The sequence below is a fragment of the Collimonas sp. PA-H2 genome, assembly GCF_002564105.1.
Classification (GTDB): domain Bacteria; phylum Pseudomonadota; class Gammaproteobacteria; order Burkholderiales; family Burkholderiaceae_D; genus Collimonas.
In genome coordinates this window covers 3,054,752-3,071,039 of sequence record NZ_PDBX01000001.1, presented here as the reverse complement: position 1 = coordinate 3,071,039, position 16,288 = coordinate 3,054,752, and the positions used below count along the sequence as shown (strand labels likewise).

Sequence of the window (16,288 nt, the reverse complement as noted above, 5' to 3'; positions counted from 1 at the left end):
TAGTCGGCGCGGGCGGCGCTGTCTTGCTGCTACGCCTTGGAATAGATGACGAAATCGGCATAGTGCCGATTTGGTGCTTGCTGCGCGCGGCAGCAGGTTTAATGACGGATTAAGGTTGTTTGGCGGCGACCGGAGTGGCCAGCTCAGCCTGCAAACGCTCGTACTTGGCTTGCAGCTGTTCTTTGGATTCGTGCCAGGCCGGGTCCAGCGGGATGCAGCTGACCGGACAAACCTGCTGGCATTGCGGCTCATTGAAATGGCCGACGCACTCGGTGCACTTGTGCGGGTCGATTTCGTAAATCAGCGGCCCCATATAGATCGCACCGTTCGGGCACTCGGGCTCACAAACGTCGCAATTGATACAGTCATCGGTGATCAATAAAGCCATTGCACTACTCTTTTAAATCAAAATACGGCGGGACCGGAAGCAAAACGGGCAATCCCGTCCTGCTTTGGCCATTTTATTCTCTTTAAGCCTGGGTCGCTCAGGGTTGCTGGGCGTCGAGCTTTTCCTTTAGCCATTTTTCAACGGAAGGAAAGACAAACTTGGAGACATCGCCGCCAAGAGTGGCGATTTCGCGCACGATGGTGCCGGAAATGAACTGGTACTGATCGGACGGCGTCAGGAACAGGGTTTCGACGTCCGGCAGCAGGTAGCGGTTCATGCCGGCCATCTGGAACTCGAACTCGAAGTCGGAAACCGCGCGCAAGCCGCGCACGATCACATTGGCGTCGTGCTGACGGACGAAATCCTTGAGCAGGCCGGAAAAGCTTTCCACCTGCACATTGGGATAGTGGCCAAGCACTTCGTTGGCAATCGACAAACGCTCTTCCAGAGAGAAAAACGGCTTTTTGTTCTTGCTGTCGGCGACGCCGACCACCAGCTTGTCGAACAGCCCGGACGCGCGCCGTACCAAATCTTCATGACCACGCGTGAGCGGATCGAACGTTCCCGGATAAACTGCTGTGACCATCTTGTTCCCCCTCCCAATCAGATCGCGCATTATGCCTGAATTTGCCTCAGGCCGAAGTGACTTGCCTTTTTAGCAAGTGATAGAACACTATACCAGCCTTATCGGCCCGCAGCAGCTGCCAGCCGCTTAGCCAGTCCGGCAAGGCATCCTCCGCCAGCGCAAACTCCGCTTCCAGGTATAGCAAACCATGTTCGGCCAGCAAACTCTGGCACAGCGGCAGCACCTTTTCCAGCCAGCCCTGCTGGTAGGGCGGATCCAGGAAAATCAGGTCGTAGCGCCCGGCCTCGGTGCTAGCCTTACCTAGCCAGGTGGCCGCATCGCTGCGCAGGATTCGCACCTGGCCGGCGTCCAGCTTGGCCTTGGTCGCCTCCAGCTGGCGCGCTGCCGGGGTGTTGTGCTCGATCATGGTCACTTCCAGCACGCCGCGGCTGGCGGCCTCGAAACCGAGGGCGCCGGTGCCGGCGAACAGGTCCAGGCAGCGCACCGTAGTCCAGTTGCCGTCCAACAAATGATTCAGCCAGTTGAACAGGGTCTCGCGCACCCGGTCCGGCGTCGGCCGCAAGCCTTCGCATTCCAGCACCGCCAGCGGCGTACGCTTCCAGGCGCCGCCTATGATCCTGACCTGGCGCGCCAAAGGCGGCTTGATGGCGTGTACCGGCGTTTTCGGTGGTTTTTTGCTGCTTGGTTTTTTCATTAAGTTTAATAAAGATGGGGAAAATTGCCCGGATTTCGTCGCTTCGGCCTCGATTTTGGCGCCTACGGCAGTCAAATTAGAGGCCGGCGGGCAAGACTATCCGTAAATCGATAGCCGGTGCTCTGATAGAATGCCGGTGATTGTACCTCTTGTGCGGCAGGCTCCGACAGCCCGCCGCCGCACCCTTTTTCACCGCCCGACAGACCAGGCCTCAGATGTTTAGTTTCTTCAAGAAAAAACCAAAACCCGAAGTTGCGCCTTTGCCGGCAGCAGAATTACCGCAGCTAGAAGCAGTAGAAATCGCTCCAGCCGGCGTGACGCCAGCTGCGGTGGACGATGTTGCGCCGGTGACAACGCCGACAGTTGTTACACCGGCCGTTGCTCCGGTTATTGTTCCATCTGTTGCGCCAAACGCGCCGCCGCCAGTCGTCGCAATCGCCGAAGCAGAAAGCGAAATTGTCTCAGCGCCGGTGGCAGCGGAGCAAAAACGCTCCTGGCTGTCGCGCCTGAAAAGCGGGCTGTCCAAGACCTCCTCCAACCTGAGCACCCTGTTCGTCGGCGCCAAGATCGACGACGACTTGTACGAGGAACTGGAATCGGCCCTGCTGGTGTCGGATGCTGGCGTCGACGCCACCCATTTCCTGCTCAACGCCCTGAAAAAGAAGGTCAAGGAAGAAAAACTGACGGAAGCGGCCCAGGTCAAGGAGGCGTTGCGCAGCTTGCTGATCGATTTGCTGTCGCCCTTGCAAAAACCGCTGGTGCTGGACCAGCATCAGCCGCTGGTGATGATGATCGCCGGCGTCAACGGCGCCGGCAAGACCACCACCATCGGCAAGCTCGCCAAGCACCTGCAAGCCCACAAGCAATCGGTGTTGCTGGCGGCTGGCGATACTTTCCGCGCCGCCGCGCGCGAACAATTGACGATCTGGGGCGAGCGCAATAACGTCACCGTGATCGCCCAGGAATCCGGCGATCCGGCGGCGGTGGCTTTCGACGCCGTGCATTCGGCGCAGGCGCGCGGCACCAATGTCGTCATGGTGGATACTGCCGGCCGCCTGCCGACCCAGTTGCACCTGATGGACGAACTGAAAAAAATCAAACGCGTCATCGGCAAAGGCATGGCCACCGCGCCGCATGAAATCCTGCTGGTCATCGACGGCAACACCGGCCAGAACGCACTGGCGCAAGTCAAGGCCTTCGACGATGCGCTGGGTCTGACCGGGCTGGTGATCACCAAGCTGGACGGCACCGCCAAGGGCGGCGTGCTGGCGGCCATCGCCACCACCCGCGCCATCCCGGTGTACTTCATCGGCGTCGGCGAACAGATAGAAGACTTGCAACCGTTTAACGCCGCTGATTTTGTGGATGCATTGCTTAGTTAAAAACGTTGTTCCGGGTTTCCATTCAAGCTGTATTGCCATCGCTACTAGCCAACATTTGCAATGATTGAATTCAACCAGGTATCCAAGAAATATGCGCGCGACGTGTTCGCGCTGCGCGATATCACGCTGACGGTCAACAAGGGCGATCTGATTTTCCTGGCCGGCCCGTCCGGCGCCGGCAAAACCACCTTGCTCAACCTGATTGCGGCAATCGAACGTCCCAGCAGCGGCGCCCTGACGGTCAGCGGCGCCAATGTCGGCAAGCTGAAGTCGTCCGGCCTGCCCTACCTGCGGCGCAACCTCGGGCTGATCCTGCAACAGCAGAAGCTGCTGCAGGACCGCAGCGTGCTGGCCAATGTCATGCTGCCCTTGCTGGTCACCGGCGCCACCCGGACCGAAGCCGAGAAGCGCGCGCAAGCCGCGCTGGACCGGGTCGGCCTGCTGGACAAAGCGGCCACCGATCCGCTCGCCCTCTCGGGCGGCGAACAGCAGCGGGTATCGATCGCACGCGCCATCGTCAACCGGCCGCAGATCATCCTGGCCGACGAACCGACCGCCAATCTCGACCGCGACAACGCCAACAAGGTGCTGGATGCGCTCAAATCCTTCCATGCGGTCGGCGTCACCTGCCTGATTTCCACCCATGACGAGCAGTTCCTCAACAGCGCCAACCGCGTGGTGTTCCTGGACCAGGGCCAGATTGTCGATCACTGGCAGAATTCCGCCGTGCGCAACACCGGAGGTGCGGCATGAAGAGCTGGCTGCGACAACATCTGTTCGCCATCAGCGACGCCTTCATCCATATGTTCAAGGCGCCCGGCGGCTTTGCCCTCAATGTGCTGGTGGTGGCGATTGCGCTGGCCTTGCCGTTCGGCGGCTTGACCCTGATCGAAAACATCCGGCCAGTATCGGAACAGCTGGCGGTGGAGCCGGAAATCAGCATCTTCATGACGCTGGATGCGGCGCGCGACAAGACCACGGCGCTGGCCAAACCCATAGCCGCTGTCCTGCAGCAACACCACAGCGCGGCCAAGGTGCTGTTCATTCCGCGCGAAGACGCCTTGATCAGCCTGAAAAACAAGACCGGCATGGACGATGCCCTGACCACTCTCGGCCAGAATCCTCTGCCGGACGCGTATGTGCTGAAGCTGGCCGGTTTCCACGATGCCCCCGACGCTGCCCGCATCGATGTCATCGCGGCCGACCTCAAGGCGCTGCCCGGCGTCGATACCGTGCAGGTCGATTCGGAATGGGTCAAGCGGCTGGCCGCCTTGCTCGGTATCCTGCGCCTGGTGCTGCTGTTCCTGGCGGCGACGCTGGCGGTAGTGGTGGTGGCGGTGGTGTTCAATACCGTGCGCCTGCAGGTGCTGACGCAGCGCGAGGAAATCGCCGTGGCCAAGCTGGTCGGCGCTACCGACAGCTTCATCCACCGGCCCTTCTATTACACCGGCGCCCTGCTCGGCCTGTGCGCCGGCGGCCTGGCGCTGGCCGCGGTGGCGCTCGGTCTGCAGCCCTTGAACCAGGCGATCTCTGAATTTGCCCGGCTGTATGCTTCCGAATTCCGCCTGCTGCCGCTGAACTGGCTGGCCAGCGCAGTGCTGCTGGCGATCAGCGCCAGCCTCGGCCTGGTTGGCGCGCTACTGTCGGTACGGCGCCATCTGGCGCGGCTGGCCTGAGAAACCACCGTGTTCCATCATCCGTCCGAATTCGTCACCTTCAAGACCAGCCCGCATCTGCCGGGCGTGGAATTGTATTCGGCGCGGCTGGTGGATCACGAATTCGCTCCGCATGTGCACGACGCCTATTCGCTGGGCGCGATCGAAAGCGGGGTCGAGCGCTTCAGCTACAAGGGTGGGCAGCACCTGGCCCCGGCCGGCACACTGGTGCTGCTCAACCCGGACGAATTGCATGACGGCCACGCTGAAGTCGCGGCCGGCTGGACTTACCAGATGCTGTATATCGAGCCGCGTGTCTTGCACGAAATGACCGGCAGCGAAGCCTACTTCAGCGGCGCCACGGAACACGATCCGGCACTGGCCGACAGCTTCCGCCAGCTCTTCAGGCGCATGTGGCAGGCGCCTGACGACATCGCCTTCGTTTCCCATTTCACCCAGCTGATCGATGCCGTAACCCAGCGCTACGGCAAGAATCTGCGCCCCGCCGCCACCATCACGGCCCACCATCCGCGGCGCATGCTGGCCATGCGGCGCGTGCTTGACTGCATCGAAGCCAATCTGGACCAGACCCTGCACATCGATACCCTGGCGGCGGAAGCCGGCATGTCGGTATTTCACTTCGTGCGCACCTTCGCCGCCGAATTCCACGCCACCCCGCACCAATACCTGCAGGCGCGCCGCGCCGCCCGCGCCAAGAGCCTGCTGGCCCAGCGCAGCACGCCCAGCCATGCCGCCGCCGCGGTCGGCCTGACCGACCAGAGTCACCTGACGCGCTGGTTCAAGCGTGCCTACGGCGTCACGCCGGCGCAGTATCAACAGCAAATTGGTACAAGACCGCTGGCTTGAATCTAGGCATGATGAGTGCAGTCGCTACTCACCCTTGATCTCCCTATGGCCTCAGCTCGTTTTACCGTTACCACCCGCTTGCGCCGTTCGCCATGCTGACCGGGCTCTTATGCGCGCTCGGCGCCGGCCTGATGTGGGGACTGGTCTTCATTGCACCGCTGCTGCTGCCGGACTACCCGGGGCTGATGCTGTCGTTCGGCCGCTATGTGGCATTCGGCCTGATTGCGCTGGTGCCGGCCATGCTGCATCGCAAGCGCATCGCCGCCTTGAGCAAGGCTGACTGGCGCGCCGCCCTGAAACTTTCACTGGTCGGCAACCTGCTGTATTACGCCGCCCTGGCGACGGCGATCCAGCTGGCCGACGCGCCGCTGCCGACCATGCTGATCGGCACCCTGCCAGTGGTGATTTCGGTATTTTCCAACTGGGCGCCGGGCCATGCGGCCGAAAGCGTGGCCTGGCGCCGGCTGGCGCCTTCGCTGGTGATCATCTTCATCGGCATCCTGTGCGTGAACGCCGCCGAACTGACGCATATGCAGCAGGCCGGCAGCAGCAACACGCGCTCGATGAGCGACTATCTGCTGGGCTGCCTGATTGCGCTCGGCGCCGTCGCCGCCTGGACCTGGTACCCGATCGTCAATGCCCGCTACCTGCGCGCCAATCCACACATCAGCCCGTCCACCTGGGCCACCGCCCAAGGCCTGGCGGTGTTGCCGCTGGCCTTGACCGGGCTGTTCGCCTACGGCGCTTACCAGAAGCTGAGCGGCGGCGCATACGCTTTCCCGTTCGGCCCGCGGCCGCTGCAGTTTGTCGGCCTGATGCTGATTATCGGCCTGTCCGCTTCCTGGATCGGCACCTTGCTCTGGAACAAGGCCAGCCAGCACCTGCCGACGGCGCTGCTGGCGCAGCTGATCGTCTTCGAAACCTTGTCGGCCCTGCTGTACGCCTTCATTTTCCGTGGCGCGGTGCCTGGCGCGCAGGTAATGGCGGGGATCGTCTTGTTGTGCATAGGCATCGTTTTTGGTGTGCGCACTTTCCAGCATCAGATACCATAGAGGCCGTTTCCCTCTTTGCAGCTTGCTGCATGATCTCGTGAAAAATTCGCTCGTGAAAACTCGCCCGTGAAAACTGCCTCTCATCCAGTCGTCCGCGCATTGCTGCTGTCCGCCGGCGCAATGATCTTGCTTTCAGCCTGTTCGCCCAAGTTCAACTGGCGCGAAGTGCGCAGCAAGGATGCGCCTTACAGCGTATTGCTGCCGACCAAACCCTCGACCTTTGCGCGCCCGGTCGACCTCGACGGCACCGTACTCACCATGACCATGACTGCCTCCAAGGTCGACGACACGGTGTTCGCGGTGGGTAGCGCCAGCGTACCCGATGCCGCCAAGGCGCAGGCCGCCCTGATTGCAATGAAAACCGCGCTGGTGAAAAATATCAATGGCACGGTCCGTTCGGAGAAATCGACCGCGGCCGCCAGCAGCGCGCAAGGGCTGTCGTCCAGCATCGACATCGAAGCAGTCGGCAAGACCCCCGCCGGCAAGGAAGAAATACTGTTCGGGCACTTTGTCAGCAAGGACAAGGAAATCTACCAGGTCATCGTGATGGGTCCGGAAAAACAGGTTTCCCGGGAAAATGTTGATACTTTCATCAGTTCTTTCAAACATGATTAGTATTGCAGCCACTTGCCGGCTCTGTAACCGGCAGTGACAAACCTGGCGTCCACCGGGACAAACAACTATTCTGTACAATGTCTTTTTTATCAAAAACATTTTTTGAGGTTTTATGTTAGTTACGTTCAAATCCAAGGCATCGTCCGACGTCATCATGTTCGAACACGACGCCAAGCGCATCCTCGATCTGCTGCATAAAGATGTAAAGATCGGCGTGATCACGGCTGCGGAAGGCGCGGCAGCGATTGCCAAGCTGGAAGCGGAAACCTCGGAAAGCCGTGCCCATCCTGCATCCGACAGCGTGCAGCATGACATCGCAGCCCATCATAACGACCAGGGCGACGACAGCGGCCATGAGCCGGTGCAGACGGTGAACTTCGCCAACAAGATCTACCCGCTGCTGGAAATGCTGCGCGAAGCCCACAAGCACAACAACGACATCATCTGGGGCGTCTGATGCCGCTGGAGCAGCAGCTTACGACCGACGACGGCACTTCGCTGTTCGTTACCGACTGGCCGCTGGCTCCCGGCGAGCCGGTCGCCGGCAGTATCCTGCTGATGCACGGGCTGGGCGAGCATTCCGGACGCTACGCCCATGTCATACGTTTTTTCAATCGCTGCGGCTTGCTGGTGCGCAGCTACGATCATCGCGGCCATGGCCGTTCCGGCGGCCGCAAAGGCGATGTCGCGGACGACAGCACCCTGTTGCGCGACGCCAAGCTGGTGCTGAACGAATTCAGCCGGCAGCAAGGGCTGATCCATCCCGAGTTGGAAAACACCACCCCTATATTATTCGGCCACAGCATGGGCGGCCTGTTCGCGGCACGCTTTGCGGTGGCGCAGATGGCTTCCCTGCGCGGCCTGATCCTGTCTTCGCCAGCGCTGGCGCTGCGCATGAGCGGCTTCCAGCATGGCCTGCTCAAGCTGATGTCGGCGATTGCCCCCGGCCTGGCGGCGCCCAACGGCCTGGACGTCAACCATCTGTCGCACGACCTCACGGTGGCCAGAGCCTATCGCCTCGATCCGCTGGTGCACAACAAGATCAGCCCGCGCCTGCTGAACAGCATGCTGCATGCCGGCGCCTTCGCTATTAGCCAGGCGTCGACGCTGGCGCTGCCGACCCTGATGGTGATCGGCGGCGACGACCGCATCATCGATCCGGCAGGCAGCCGCCGTTTTTTCGCCGCCCTGCGCCCCGAGATCGGCACCATGCGCGACTACGAAGGCATGTATCACGAGATTTTCAACGAAATCGGCGCCGAGCGCGTATTTGCCGATGTGCGCCGCTGGCTGGACGCGCAGCACATGCTGCAGCCGCTGCCTGTCGCCAGCGCAGCATTGGCAAGTTAATATTTTCCAGCAAGAAAATTATTACAATAGCATTGAGCTGCCGGCGGCTCCCTCCGGTAAGGCAAGCCACGGCTGCTGTCAAGCCATCCGGTAATTTCAGCATTTTTCCTGCCACAATCGCGACCTAACCGTAGGTTCACGAGCATATCCCCGCTACAATCGCATTGTTACCATCCTGTCTAGCGCCGCCATGATTTCGTTCGGCATTACCGATTTTGGCCTGTTCCTGATGGCCGTCCTGTTACTGAACGCCACTCCCGGCCCGGATACCGCCTATATAGTCGGCCGCAGCGTGGCGCAAGGACGCCGCGCTGGCTTGCTTTCGGCGCTGGGCATCACGGCTGGCTGCTGCATCCACGCCACCTTGTCGGCTTTCGGCCTGACCGCGCTGCTGGCGGCTTCGGCCACTGCTTTCATGGCGGTCAAGCTGGCAGGCGGCGCTTATCTGGTGTATCTCGGCCTGAAGATGCTGTTCAGCAAAAAGCAAGCTGCCAGCGCCAGCCAGTTGCAGCCGGACCTGCGCTCGCACAAGACGATTTTCGTGCAAGCCTTGATCACCAATGTGCTCAATCCCAAGGTGATCTTGTTTTTCCTGTCATTTTTCCCGCAATTCGTGCAGCACGATTCGCCGCACAAGATCGCCGCCTTTTTATTGCTGGGCGCGGTGTTTTCCGTGGTGACACTATGCTGGAACAGCGGCACCGCCATGCTGGCCGGGACACTCAGCCGGCATGCCAGCAGCAATCCCCACGTCAAGCATTGGCTGGAGCGCAGCGTCGGCGCCGCCTTTGTCGCGCTGGGAATGAAACTGGCGCTGACCCGAAACTAAGCCAACCAAGCCCTTTGATCTTGCCAGACCGATCTTTTGAAAACCATAACCGTAGCCCAGCCTAGCCCTTAATTACTTCATTACCCACTTGTGACCTATTCAACTCTCAAAAAAGATTCTCTCGCGTTTAGCCTGCTGGGCGCGGCCCAGGCCATTGCACTGGTGCGTGACGGTGCTGCACTGCCGCAGGCGCTGACCCAGGTATTTGCGCAATCGGCGGCGCCGGCGCCGACCCGCGGCGCCATCCAGGACATCGCCTACCGCACCATGCGCGGCATCGGCCGCGCGGAAACCTTGCTGGGCAACCTGGCCAGCCGGCCGCCGGAACCGACCCTGCTGCACTGCCTGCTGTGCGCCGCCCTGTGCCTGCTGGCCGATGTCGACGATCCTGCCTACGAAAATTTCACCGTGGTTAACCAGGCCGTCACCGCAGTTGCCTCCGACCCGCAGATGGCGCATGCCAAGGGCATGGCGAATGCCGTGCTGCGCCGCTTCCTGCGCGAGCGCGAAGCCTTGGTGGCGATCGCCGTCAAGACCCCGTTCGGCTTGTGGAATTACCCGGTATGGTGGATAGACCGCATGAAAGCCGCCTATCCCGATCAATGGCAAGCCATCCTGACAGCCGGCAACACGGCGCCGCCGCTGACCTTGCGCGTCAACCGCCGCAAGACCACGGTAGCGGCCTATCTGGAAACCCTGGCCAGCCACGATATCGGCGCGCGCCAGATCGGCGCCGACGCCATCCGCCTGGACGTCGCCATGCCGGTGACGCAGATTCCCGGCTTTGAAGACGGCCTGGCCTCAGTGCAGGACGCGGCGGCGCAACTGGCGGCGCCGTTGCTGGATGTGCAAGACGGCATGCGGGTGCTGGACGCTTGCGCCGCTCCCGGCGGAAAAACCTGTCACATCCTGGAAACCGCCGAGGTCGACCTGACTGCGCTGGACAACAACCCCAAGCGCTTGCAACGCATCACCCAAAACCTGCAGCGCTTGCAATTGCAAGCCACGCTGCAACTGGGCGACGCCAGCCTCGGCAGCGACGGCAAGGACTGGTGGGACGGCAAGCTGTTCGACCGCATCCTGGCCGACGTGCCCTGCACCGCTTCTGGCATCGTGCGGCGCCATCCGGATATCCGCTGGCTGCGGCGCAAGACCGATACCGAGCAGCTGGCAACACTTTCGGCAAAGATTCTGGACAATCTGTGGCAGATGCTACGGCCGGATGGTAAATTGCTGCTGGTAACATGTTCCGTCTGGCCGCAGGAATCCGAGGCCCAGGCCGCGGCGTTCGCCCAGCGTAACAATGCCCGCAGGCTGCCGGCGCCAGGCCAGCTGTTGCCGCGCGCCGACCATGAACAGGACCATGACGGGTTGTTTTATGCCTTGTTCCAAAAATGATGAAATAGAAATGCTGCCTGACAGCCGCAACCAGCGCGGCTCAGCGGCCCCTTGTTAATGCACTATTTTTTAGCGGATTTGCTCCGTAACAGATACCAGTGACACGACCATTGCCTCAATTCATAAAATACTGGCTGCTGGCCCTGATGCTAGCTCTGTCTTTTAGCCACGCCTCCAGCTTTGCATCTGAAGGCGTTGAATTGAGCCAGGCCCATATCGAAGCGGACGACAACGGCTACCGGCTGTCGGCGACTTTTTCCTTCGACCTCAACCGCGGCCTGGAAGATGTGATCAATCGCGGCGTCGCCCTGTATTTCACGACCGATGTCGAACTGACCCGGCCGCGCTGGTACTGGTTCGACGAAAAGGCGATCACGGCCACCCAGACCATCCGCCTGCAGTACAACGTCATCACGCGCCGCTATAACGTCGCCACCAACGGCAGCCTGCAGCAAAGCTTCAATACCCTCGATGACGCCCTGTCCCTGATCCGCCGCCCCAGCCGCTGGCTGATCGCCGACAAAACCGCGCTCAAGAGCGGCGAGGTGTACCGGGTCGCGGTGCGCATGGGGCTGGACCTGGGACTCTTGTCCAAGCCGTTCCAGGTCAATGCGCTGAACAATAGCGACTGGCGTTTTTCTTCCGACTGGAAGAGTTTCAACTACAAGGCAGAATAGCCGTGTCGCGCGCGCTACGTTATTTGCTGGTGGTTGGCGGCGCCATCGTCAGCATCCTGCTGTTCCTGCTGTCCTCCGCTTCTTCCAATTCCGATTTCTTCGACAAGCACTACTCCTGGCTGCTGGGCTTGAACGCCCTGATGGCAGTGGCGCTGTTCGTGCTGGTTTGCCTGCTGCTGGGCCGCCTCTACAGCCGCTACAAGCGCGGCAAGTTCGGCTCCCGCCTGACCGCCAAGCTGGTCTTCATGTTCGCCCTGATCGGTATCTTGCCAGGCGTGGTGATCTATCTGGTGTCGGTGCAGTTTGTCTCGCGCTCGATCGAATCCTGGTTTGACGTGCACGTGGAGTCGGCATTGCAGTCGGGCCTGAACCTTAGCCATGCCGCGCTGGAGTCGTCGCTCAGCGATCTCAGTTCCAGGGCCCGCATCCTGGCGGCGGACTGGTCGGAGCTGTCGAATTCGGCGCAAGCTACCCAGCTGGGCCGCCTCAACGAGAAAAACCTGGAAGCCTCGATCGTCACCGCCAATGGCCAGGTGATTGCTTCGGTCGGCGGCCATCTGGGAACCCTGAGGCCGACTCAACCGACGCCCTCCATGCTGCAGCAGGCCCGCCTGCCGCACGGCTATGCCGCTACCGAGAGCGCTCAGGACAATCCCGACGGCGCCGCCGCGGATGGCGGCGACAACGACCTGCGCCAGCACGTGGTAGTGGCAATCCCGCCGCCGCTGCGCAGCTCATCCTTGCAGGACGACACCCATTTCCTGCAGATGATCCAGCCGGTGCCGGCCTATCTGGCGACCAACGCCGAGGCGCTCGGCTCGGCCTACAGCGAATACCAGGAGCGTTCGCTTGGCCGTTCCGGCCTGCGCAAGATCTATCTGGTGACCCTGACCCTGACCCTGCTGCTGGCGGTGTTCGGCGCCATCGCCAGCGCCTTCCTGATCGCCACCGACCTGGCCAAGCCCTTGCTGCTGCTGGCGGAAGGCACCAAGGCGGTGGCCGAGGGCAATCTGTCGCCGCGGCCGATCGTCGCCACCTCGGACGAGCTGGGCACCCTGACCCAATCGTTCAACCTGATGACGCGCCAGCTGTTCGATGCCCGCGCCGCGGTCGAGAAAAACCGCAGCGAGCTGGAAAACGCCAAGGCCTACCTGGAATCGGTGCTGGCCAACATGTCGGCCGGCGTGATGGTGCTGGACGGCGATTTCCGCCTGGTCACCAGCAACCAGTCGGTGGCGCGCATCCTGCAATACGATTTTTCCCCGCACATCGGCCAGCCGCTCAACATCATCGACGGCCTGGCGCACTTTGCGGAAGTCATCACCAATGCTTTTTCCGAACAGAACGCGCAATTCGCCACCGGCAAGATCGGCCCCGAGCTGCTGCACTGGCAACAGCAGATCGAGATTCCGCGGCGGGTCGACAGCGGCGAGAACAACGACAGCGACGACATCACCCTGCTGGCGCGCGGCTCGCGCCTACCGGTCGAAAACCGCACCGGCTATGTGGTGGTGTTCGACGATATCTCCGACGTCATCTCCGGCCAGCGCTCGATCGCCTGGGGCGAAGTAGCGCGCCGCCTGGCGCATGAAATCAAGAATCCGCTGACGCCGATCCAGCTGTCGGCGGAACGGCTGCAGATGAAGCTGGAAGACAAGCTGATGACCCACGACGCCGCGATCCTGAAGAAAAGCACCGATACGATTGTCAACCAGGTGGCGGCAATGAAGCGCATGGTGGACGATTTCCGCGACTACGCCAAGACCCCGCCGGCAGTCTTGGACGAGCTCGACCTGAACGTGCTGGTGGCGGAAATCCTGCACCTGTATCTGGCGGGCGACGAACGCGACATGATCCACGCCTCGCTGGCGCCGGACCTGCCGCTGATCATGGGCGACGCCACCCAGCTGCGGCAAGTGATACACAACCTGCTGCAGAACGCCCAGGACGCCGTCATGGACCGCAGCGGCGACCCGCTGCCGCCGCGCATCGACCTGGTCACCGAGCGCGTCAGCTATCAAAGTTCGGACGGCCTGTCACGCACCGCGGTGCGGCTCTCGATCACCGATAACGGCGCCGGATTCTCGCCTAAAATACTGGCCAGAGCGTTTGAACCCTACGTCACATCAAAGCCGCGCGGCACCGGCCTGGGCCTGCCGATGGTGAAAAAAATCATCGATGAACACGGCGGCCGCATCGATCTGCAGAATCGAAGCGACACAAAGGGCGCAAAAATCCTGATTTTGCTGTTAAAGTTAGCCTCAAGTCATGATTCAGCCATAATTTGATATGGAACACCTGCAAATTGGCAGTTGAGTGATATAGCATGTATCCGGACGCGGAAATAAAACAACGAGACATCAACAATTTAACTGGGCTATCTGAACGGTCCATACAGTGGGATTTGATGCAACAGGAAATGGGAAGGCAACCGCATGGCTAACATCCTAGTCGTTGACGACGAAATGGGAATTCGGGAATTGCTCTCGGAAATTTTAGGTGACGAGGGGCATGTAGTAACCGCCGCGGAAAATGCACAACAGGCTCGCGAGTTTCGTCAGGGCGGCGTGCCCGATCTGGTGCTGCTCGACATCTGGATGCCGGACACCGACGGCGTGACGCTGCTCAAGGAATGGCAGCGCGACGGCTTGCTGACCATGCCGGTCATCATGATGTCCGGCCACGCCACCATCGACACCGCGGTAGAAGCGACGCGCATCGGCGCCCTGAATTTCCTGGAAAAGCCGATTGCCTTGCAAAAACTGTTGAAAGCGGTCCAGCAGGGGTTGTCGCAGGGACCGAAGACCGCCCGCGCGCCAACCCTCTATCCGCAACCGGTCGCCGCCACCAACGAATTGGGCGACGTGGTCGCCGCTGCGGGCGCCTTTAACAATCCGATCGCGTCCGACAGCGGACACGCCGCAGCCATGCCATCGGTGGCGGCAGCCTCGGAAAGCCTGTTCTCGACATCGTTCGGCCTGCCTTTGCGTGAAGCACGCGATGCTTTCGAGCGCGCCTATTTCGAATACCATCTGATCCGCGAAAGCGGCAGCATGACCAGAGTGGCCGAAAAAACCGGACTGGAGCGCACCCATCTGTACCGGAAACTGAAGCAACTCGGCGTCGATCCGGGAAAGCTGTCGAAAAAGGGCGGATGACACTCACGACGCTAGTCAGCGGCAGAGCGGCGAGCGCGCGCGAAGCCGCAATCTGGTCTGCACTGCAGCAAGAATTGGCGCAGCAGGGCGTTTATCAGAGTACCGCACTGATTCTGGAAGGCCTGGCCGACGGCAAGCTGGCCACGGCCGACCTGCCGCCAGAACTGGAAGTCAAACGCATCGCCCCGGGCTGTTTTTGCTGCATTGGCAACCTGACGCTGCGGGTCACTTTGAACCGCCTGCTGCGCAAAGCGCCAGCGCGATTGTTCATCAGCATTGCCGACGACACCCACCTGGAGCAAATCCGCGCTTTCCTCAGCCAGCCGCCGTACGACGCTTATCTCTCCCTGACCCAGGACCTGACGGTCTGAGCCACTGTCGTCCGGCAGCGGGAATTGCCCTGCGGCTATGCAGCATTTTCCTGCCGCCGGCACGCAACTTTCCTCGGCTTTTCCCCTCTAAGTTGTTGCGTATGACAATCATAAGAATAATTCCAATAGCAGCACGCTATGTACATTCACTAACAAATCCTATTAGCACTCTGAATTAGAGAGTGCTAATATATTCCCGTCATACGTCTGATCGTTGATCAACCGGCAGCCTGAGCTGGCCGGACAGCAAGGAGAAAGAATGAAGAATCCATCAGTCAGCACCGCATTAATGCCTACCGAGAGCAACGCCCTGGCGCTCGGCTTTTCCGGCACGCTGGGGAATATCGACGCTTATATCTCGGCCGTGAACCGCCTGCCGATGTTGACACACGATGAAGAAATTTCTCTTGCGCAACAATTGCGCGACAAAAACGACCTTGGCGCCGCTCAAAAGCTGGTGCTGTCGCATTTGCGCCTGGTGGTCTCGATCGCCCGCGGCTACCTCGGTTATGGCTTGCCGCACGCTGACCTGATCCAGGAAGGCAACATTGGCCTGATGAAAGCCGTCAAGCGCTTCGACCCGGACCAGGGTGTACGGCTGGTGTCGTACGCCATGCACTGGATCAAGGCGGAAATGCATGAATACATCCTGAAAAACTGGCGCCTGGTGAAAGTAGCCACCACCAAGGCGCAGCGCAAGCTGTTTTTCAATCTGCGCAGCCACAAGGAGGGCCTGGACGCGATGACGCCGTCGCAGGTCGACGCCCTGGCCAAGACCCTCAACGTCAAGCGCGAAGAAGTGATCGAGATGGAAACGCGCCTGACCGGCCGCGACATCGCACTGGATGCGCCAACCGATGACGACGATGACAAATTTGCACCGATTGCCTATCTGTCGTCGGAATCGCAGGAACCGACCAAGGTGCTGGAAGCGCAGCGCTATGACCGCCTGCAATCGGAAGGCCTCGAATCTGCCCTGGGCAAGCTGGATGAACGCTCGCGTCGCATCGTCGAAGCCCGCTGGCTGGCCAACGACGACGGTTCCGGCGCCACCTTGCATGAGCTGGCCGACGAATTCGGCGTCTCGGCGGAGCGCATACGGCAAATCGAAGCGGTTGCCTTGAAGAAAATGAAGGGCTCGCTGGCGGCATTTGCCTGATCATCGACTTTTTCCTATGAAGCCCCCTGCAGCCTTACGGTCCAGGGGGCTTTGTTTTTCCTCTCGGTGTTACACTATTGCCTATACGTAAACATGGCCGAAAGCAG

At 60.8% G+C, this 16,288-nt stretch carries 18 protein-coding genes; 15 read left to right on the top strand and 3 right to left on the bottom strand.

From position 1 onward, the window contains the following. Positions 1–109: 109 nt before the first annotated feature. The 3 genes from BCF11_RS14065 to rsmD all read right to left on the bottom strand — a co-directional run bounded on the left by BCF11_RS14065 (position 110) and on the right by rsmD (position 1,668). Positions 110–388 (bottom strand): YfhL family 4Fe-4S dicluster ferredoxin, encoded by a 279-nt coding sequence (locus BCF11_RS14065; protein WP_098495281.1) that lies wholly within the window; start codon positions 386–388, stop codon positions 110–112. Between the two features lie 97 nt (positions 389–485). Continuing rightward, on the bottom strand, positions 486–974 hold the full coding sequence (coaD, locus tag BCF11_RS14060) for a pantetheine-phosphate adenylyltransferase (protein ID WP_038485166.1): 489 nt from the start codon (positions 972–974) through the stop codon (positions 486–488). Positions 975–1,020: 46 nt separating this feature from the next. Beyond that, entirely contained in the window at positions 1,021–1,668 is a 648-nt protein-coding gene (gene rsmD, locus BCF11_RS14055; protein WP_098495280.1) for a 16S rRNA (guanine(966)-N(2))-methyltransferase RsmD, read from the bottom strand. Between the two features lie 215 nt (positions 1,669–1,883). On the opposite strand from rsmD, the gene ftsY reads away from it, so the two are divergent. From ftsY to rpoH, 15 genes are all read left to right on the top strand, one after another. Next, positions 1,884–3,050 carry a signal recognition particle-docking protein FtsY gene (gene ftsY, locus BCF11_RS14050; RefSeq protein ID WP_098495279.1) on the top strand — a complete coding sequence of 389 codons (1,167 nt, stop codon included), beginning with the start codon at positions 1,884–1,886 and terminating at the stop codon, positions 3,048–3,050. A gap of 60 nt (positions 3,051–3,110) precedes the next feature. After that, on the top strand, positions 3,111–3,803 hold the full coding sequence (locus tag BCF11_RS14045; protein ID WP_098495278.1) for a cell division ATP-binding protein FtsE: 693 nt from the start codon (positions 3,111–3,113) through the stop codon (positions 3,801–3,803). Then, entirely contained in the window at positions 3,800–4,726 is a 927-nt protein-coding gene (ftsX, locus tag BCF11_RS14040; RefSeq protein ID WP_098495277.1) for a permease-like cell division protein FtsX, read from the top strand. Before BCF11_RS14045 ends, ftsX begins: the two co-directional genes overlap by 4 nt. Before the next feature lie 9 nt (positions 4,727–4,735). Beyond that, positions 4,736–5,572: an AraC family transcriptional regulator gene (locus BCF11_RS14035; protein WP_098495276.1), complete on the top strand. Its 837-nt coding sequence runs from the start codon at positions 4,736–4,738 to the stop codon at positions 5,570–5,572. Positions 5,573–5,664: 92 nt separating this feature from the next. Further along, positions 5,665–6,624 (top strand): DMT family transporter, encoded by a 960-nt coding sequence (locus BCF11_RS14030; RefSeq protein ID WP_098495275.1) that lies wholly within the window; start codon positions 5,665–5,667, stop codon positions 6,622–6,624. A 66-nt stretch (positions 6,625–6,690) separates the two neighbouring features. Continuing rightward, entirely contained in the window at positions 6,691–7,239 is a 549-nt protein-coding gene (locus tag BCF11_RS14025) for a hypothetical protein (RefSeq protein WP_233212482.1), read from the top strand. Between the two features lie 112 nt (positions 7,240–7,351). After that, positions 7,352–7,696 (top strand): DUF1840 domain-containing protein, encoded by a 345-nt coding sequence (locus tag BCF11_RS14020; RefSeq protein WP_098495274.1) that lies wholly within the window; start codon positions 7,352–7,354, stop codon positions 7,694–7,696. After that, positions 7,696–8,589 carry an alpha/beta hydrolase gene (locus BCF11_RS14015; protein ID WP_098495273.1) on the top strand — a complete coding sequence of 298 codons (894 nt, stop codon included), beginning with the start codon at positions 7,696–7,698 and terminating at the stop codon, positions 8,587–8,589. The genes BCF11_RS14020 and BCF11_RS14015 overlap by 1 nt, the downstream gene beginning before the upstream one ends. Before the next feature lie 190 nt (positions 8,590–8,779). Further along, a complete protein-coding gene (locus BCF11_RS14010) occupies positions 8,780–9,418 on the top strand; it encodes a LysE family translocator (protein ID WP_098495272.1) in 639 nt (212 codons plus the stop codon). Between the two features lie 90 nt (positions 9,419–9,508). Continuing rightward, on the top strand, positions 9,509–10,816 hold the full coding sequence (gene rsmB, locus BCF11_RS14005) for a 16S rRNA (cytosine(967)-C(5))-methyltransferase RsmB (protein WP_098495271.1): 1,308 nt from the start codon (positions 9,509–9,511) through the stop codon (positions 10,814–10,816). Positions 10,817–10,962: 146 nt separating this feature from the next. Further along, complete coding sequence (locus BCF11_RS14000; protein ID WP_230411534.1) at positions 10,963–11,493, top strand: DUF4390 domain-containing protein; 531 nt, start codon at positions 10,963–10,965, stop codon at positions 11,491–11,493. Between the two features lie 2 nt (positions 11,494–11,495). After that, positions 11,496–13,781 (top strand): ATP-binding protein, encoded by a 2,286-nt coding sequence (locus BCF11_RS13995; protein WP_098495269.1) that lies wholly within the window; start codon positions 11,496–11,498, stop codon positions 13,779–13,781. Between the two features lie 147 nt (positions 13,782–13,928). Further along, positions 13,929–14,651, top strand: coding sequence for a response regulator (locus BCF11_RS13990; protein ID WP_098495268.1), 723 nt, complete (start codon positions 13,929–13,931; stop codon positions 14,649–14,651). Next, the gene (locus BCF11_RS13985; protein WP_098495267.1) at positions 14,648–15,022 is read left to right on the top strand and encodes a GTPase; all 375 of its coding nucleotides are present in this window, start codon (positions 14,648–14,650) and stop codon (positions 15,020–15,022) included. Before BCF11_RS13990 ends, BCF11_RS13985 begins: the two co-directional genes overlap by 4 nt. Before the next feature lie 259 nt (positions 15,023–15,281). Continuing rightward, positions 15,282–16,181, top strand: coding sequence for an RNA polymerase sigma factor RpoH (gene rpoH / locus BCF11_RS13980; protein WP_098495266.1), 900 nt, complete (start codon positions 15,282–15,284; stop codon positions 16,179–16,181). Positions 16,182–16,288: the final 107 nt, after the last annotated feature.

Excerpts from the sequence above, each read along its gene's own strand:
- BCF11_RS13990 (WP_098495268.1), top strand. The coding sequence starts at position 13,929 with ATGGCTAACATCCTAGTCGTTGACGACGAAATGGGAATTCGGGAATTG.
- BCF11_RS14015 (WP_098495273.1), top strand. The coding sequence starts at position 7,696 with ATGCCGCTGGAGCAGCAGCTTACGACCGACGACGGCACTTCGCTGTTC.
- rpoH (WP_098495266.1), top strand. The coding sequence starts at position 15,282 with ATGAAGAATCCATCAGTCAGCACCGCATTAATGCCTACCGAGAGCAAC.
- BCF11_RS14020 (WP_098495274.1), top strand. The coding sequence starts at position 7,352 with ATGTTAGTTACGTTCAAATCCAAGGCATCGTCCGACGTCATCATGTTC.
- BCF11_RS13985 (WP_098495267.1), top strand. The coding sequence starts at position 14,648 with ATGACACTCACGACGCTAGTCAGCGGCAGAGCGGCGAGCGCGCGCGAA.
- ftsY (WP_098495279.1), top strand. The coding sequence starts at position 1,884 with ATGTTTAGTTTCTTCAAGAAAAAACCAAAACCCGAAGTTGCGCCTTTG.
- BCF11_RS14065 (WP_098495281.1), bottom strand. The coding sequence starts at position 388 with ATGGCTTTATTGATCACCGATGACTGTATCAATTGCGACGTTTGTGAG.
- BCF11_RS14045 (WP_098495278.1), top strand. The coding sequence starts at position 3,111 with ATGATTGAATTCAACCAGGTATCCAAGAAATATGCGCGCGACGTGTTC.
- coaD (WP_038485166.1), bottom strand. The coding sequence starts at position 974 with ATGGTCACAGCAGTTTATCCGGGAACGTTCGATCCGCTCACGCGTGGT.
- ftsX (WP_098495277.1), top strand. The coding sequence starts at position 3,800 with ATGAAGAGCTGGCTGCGACAACATCTGTTCGCCATCAGCGACGCCTTC.
- BCF11_RS14030 (WP_098495275.1), top strand. The coding sequence starts at position 5,665 with ATGCTGACCGGGCTCTTATGCGCGCTCGGCGCCGGCCTGATGTGGGGA.
- BCF11_RS14010 (WP_098495272.1), top strand. The coding sequence starts at position 8,780 with ATGATTTCGTTCGGCATTACCGATTTTGGCCTGTTCCTGATGGCCGTC.
- rsmD (WP_098495280.1), bottom strand. The coding sequence starts at position 1,668 with ATGAAAAAACCAAGCAGCAAAAAACCACCGAAAACGCCGGTACACGCC.
- BCF11_RS14000 (WP_230411534.1), top strand. The coding sequence starts at position 10,963 with ATGCTAGCTCTGTCTTTTAGCCACGCCTCCAGCTTTGCATCTGAAGGC.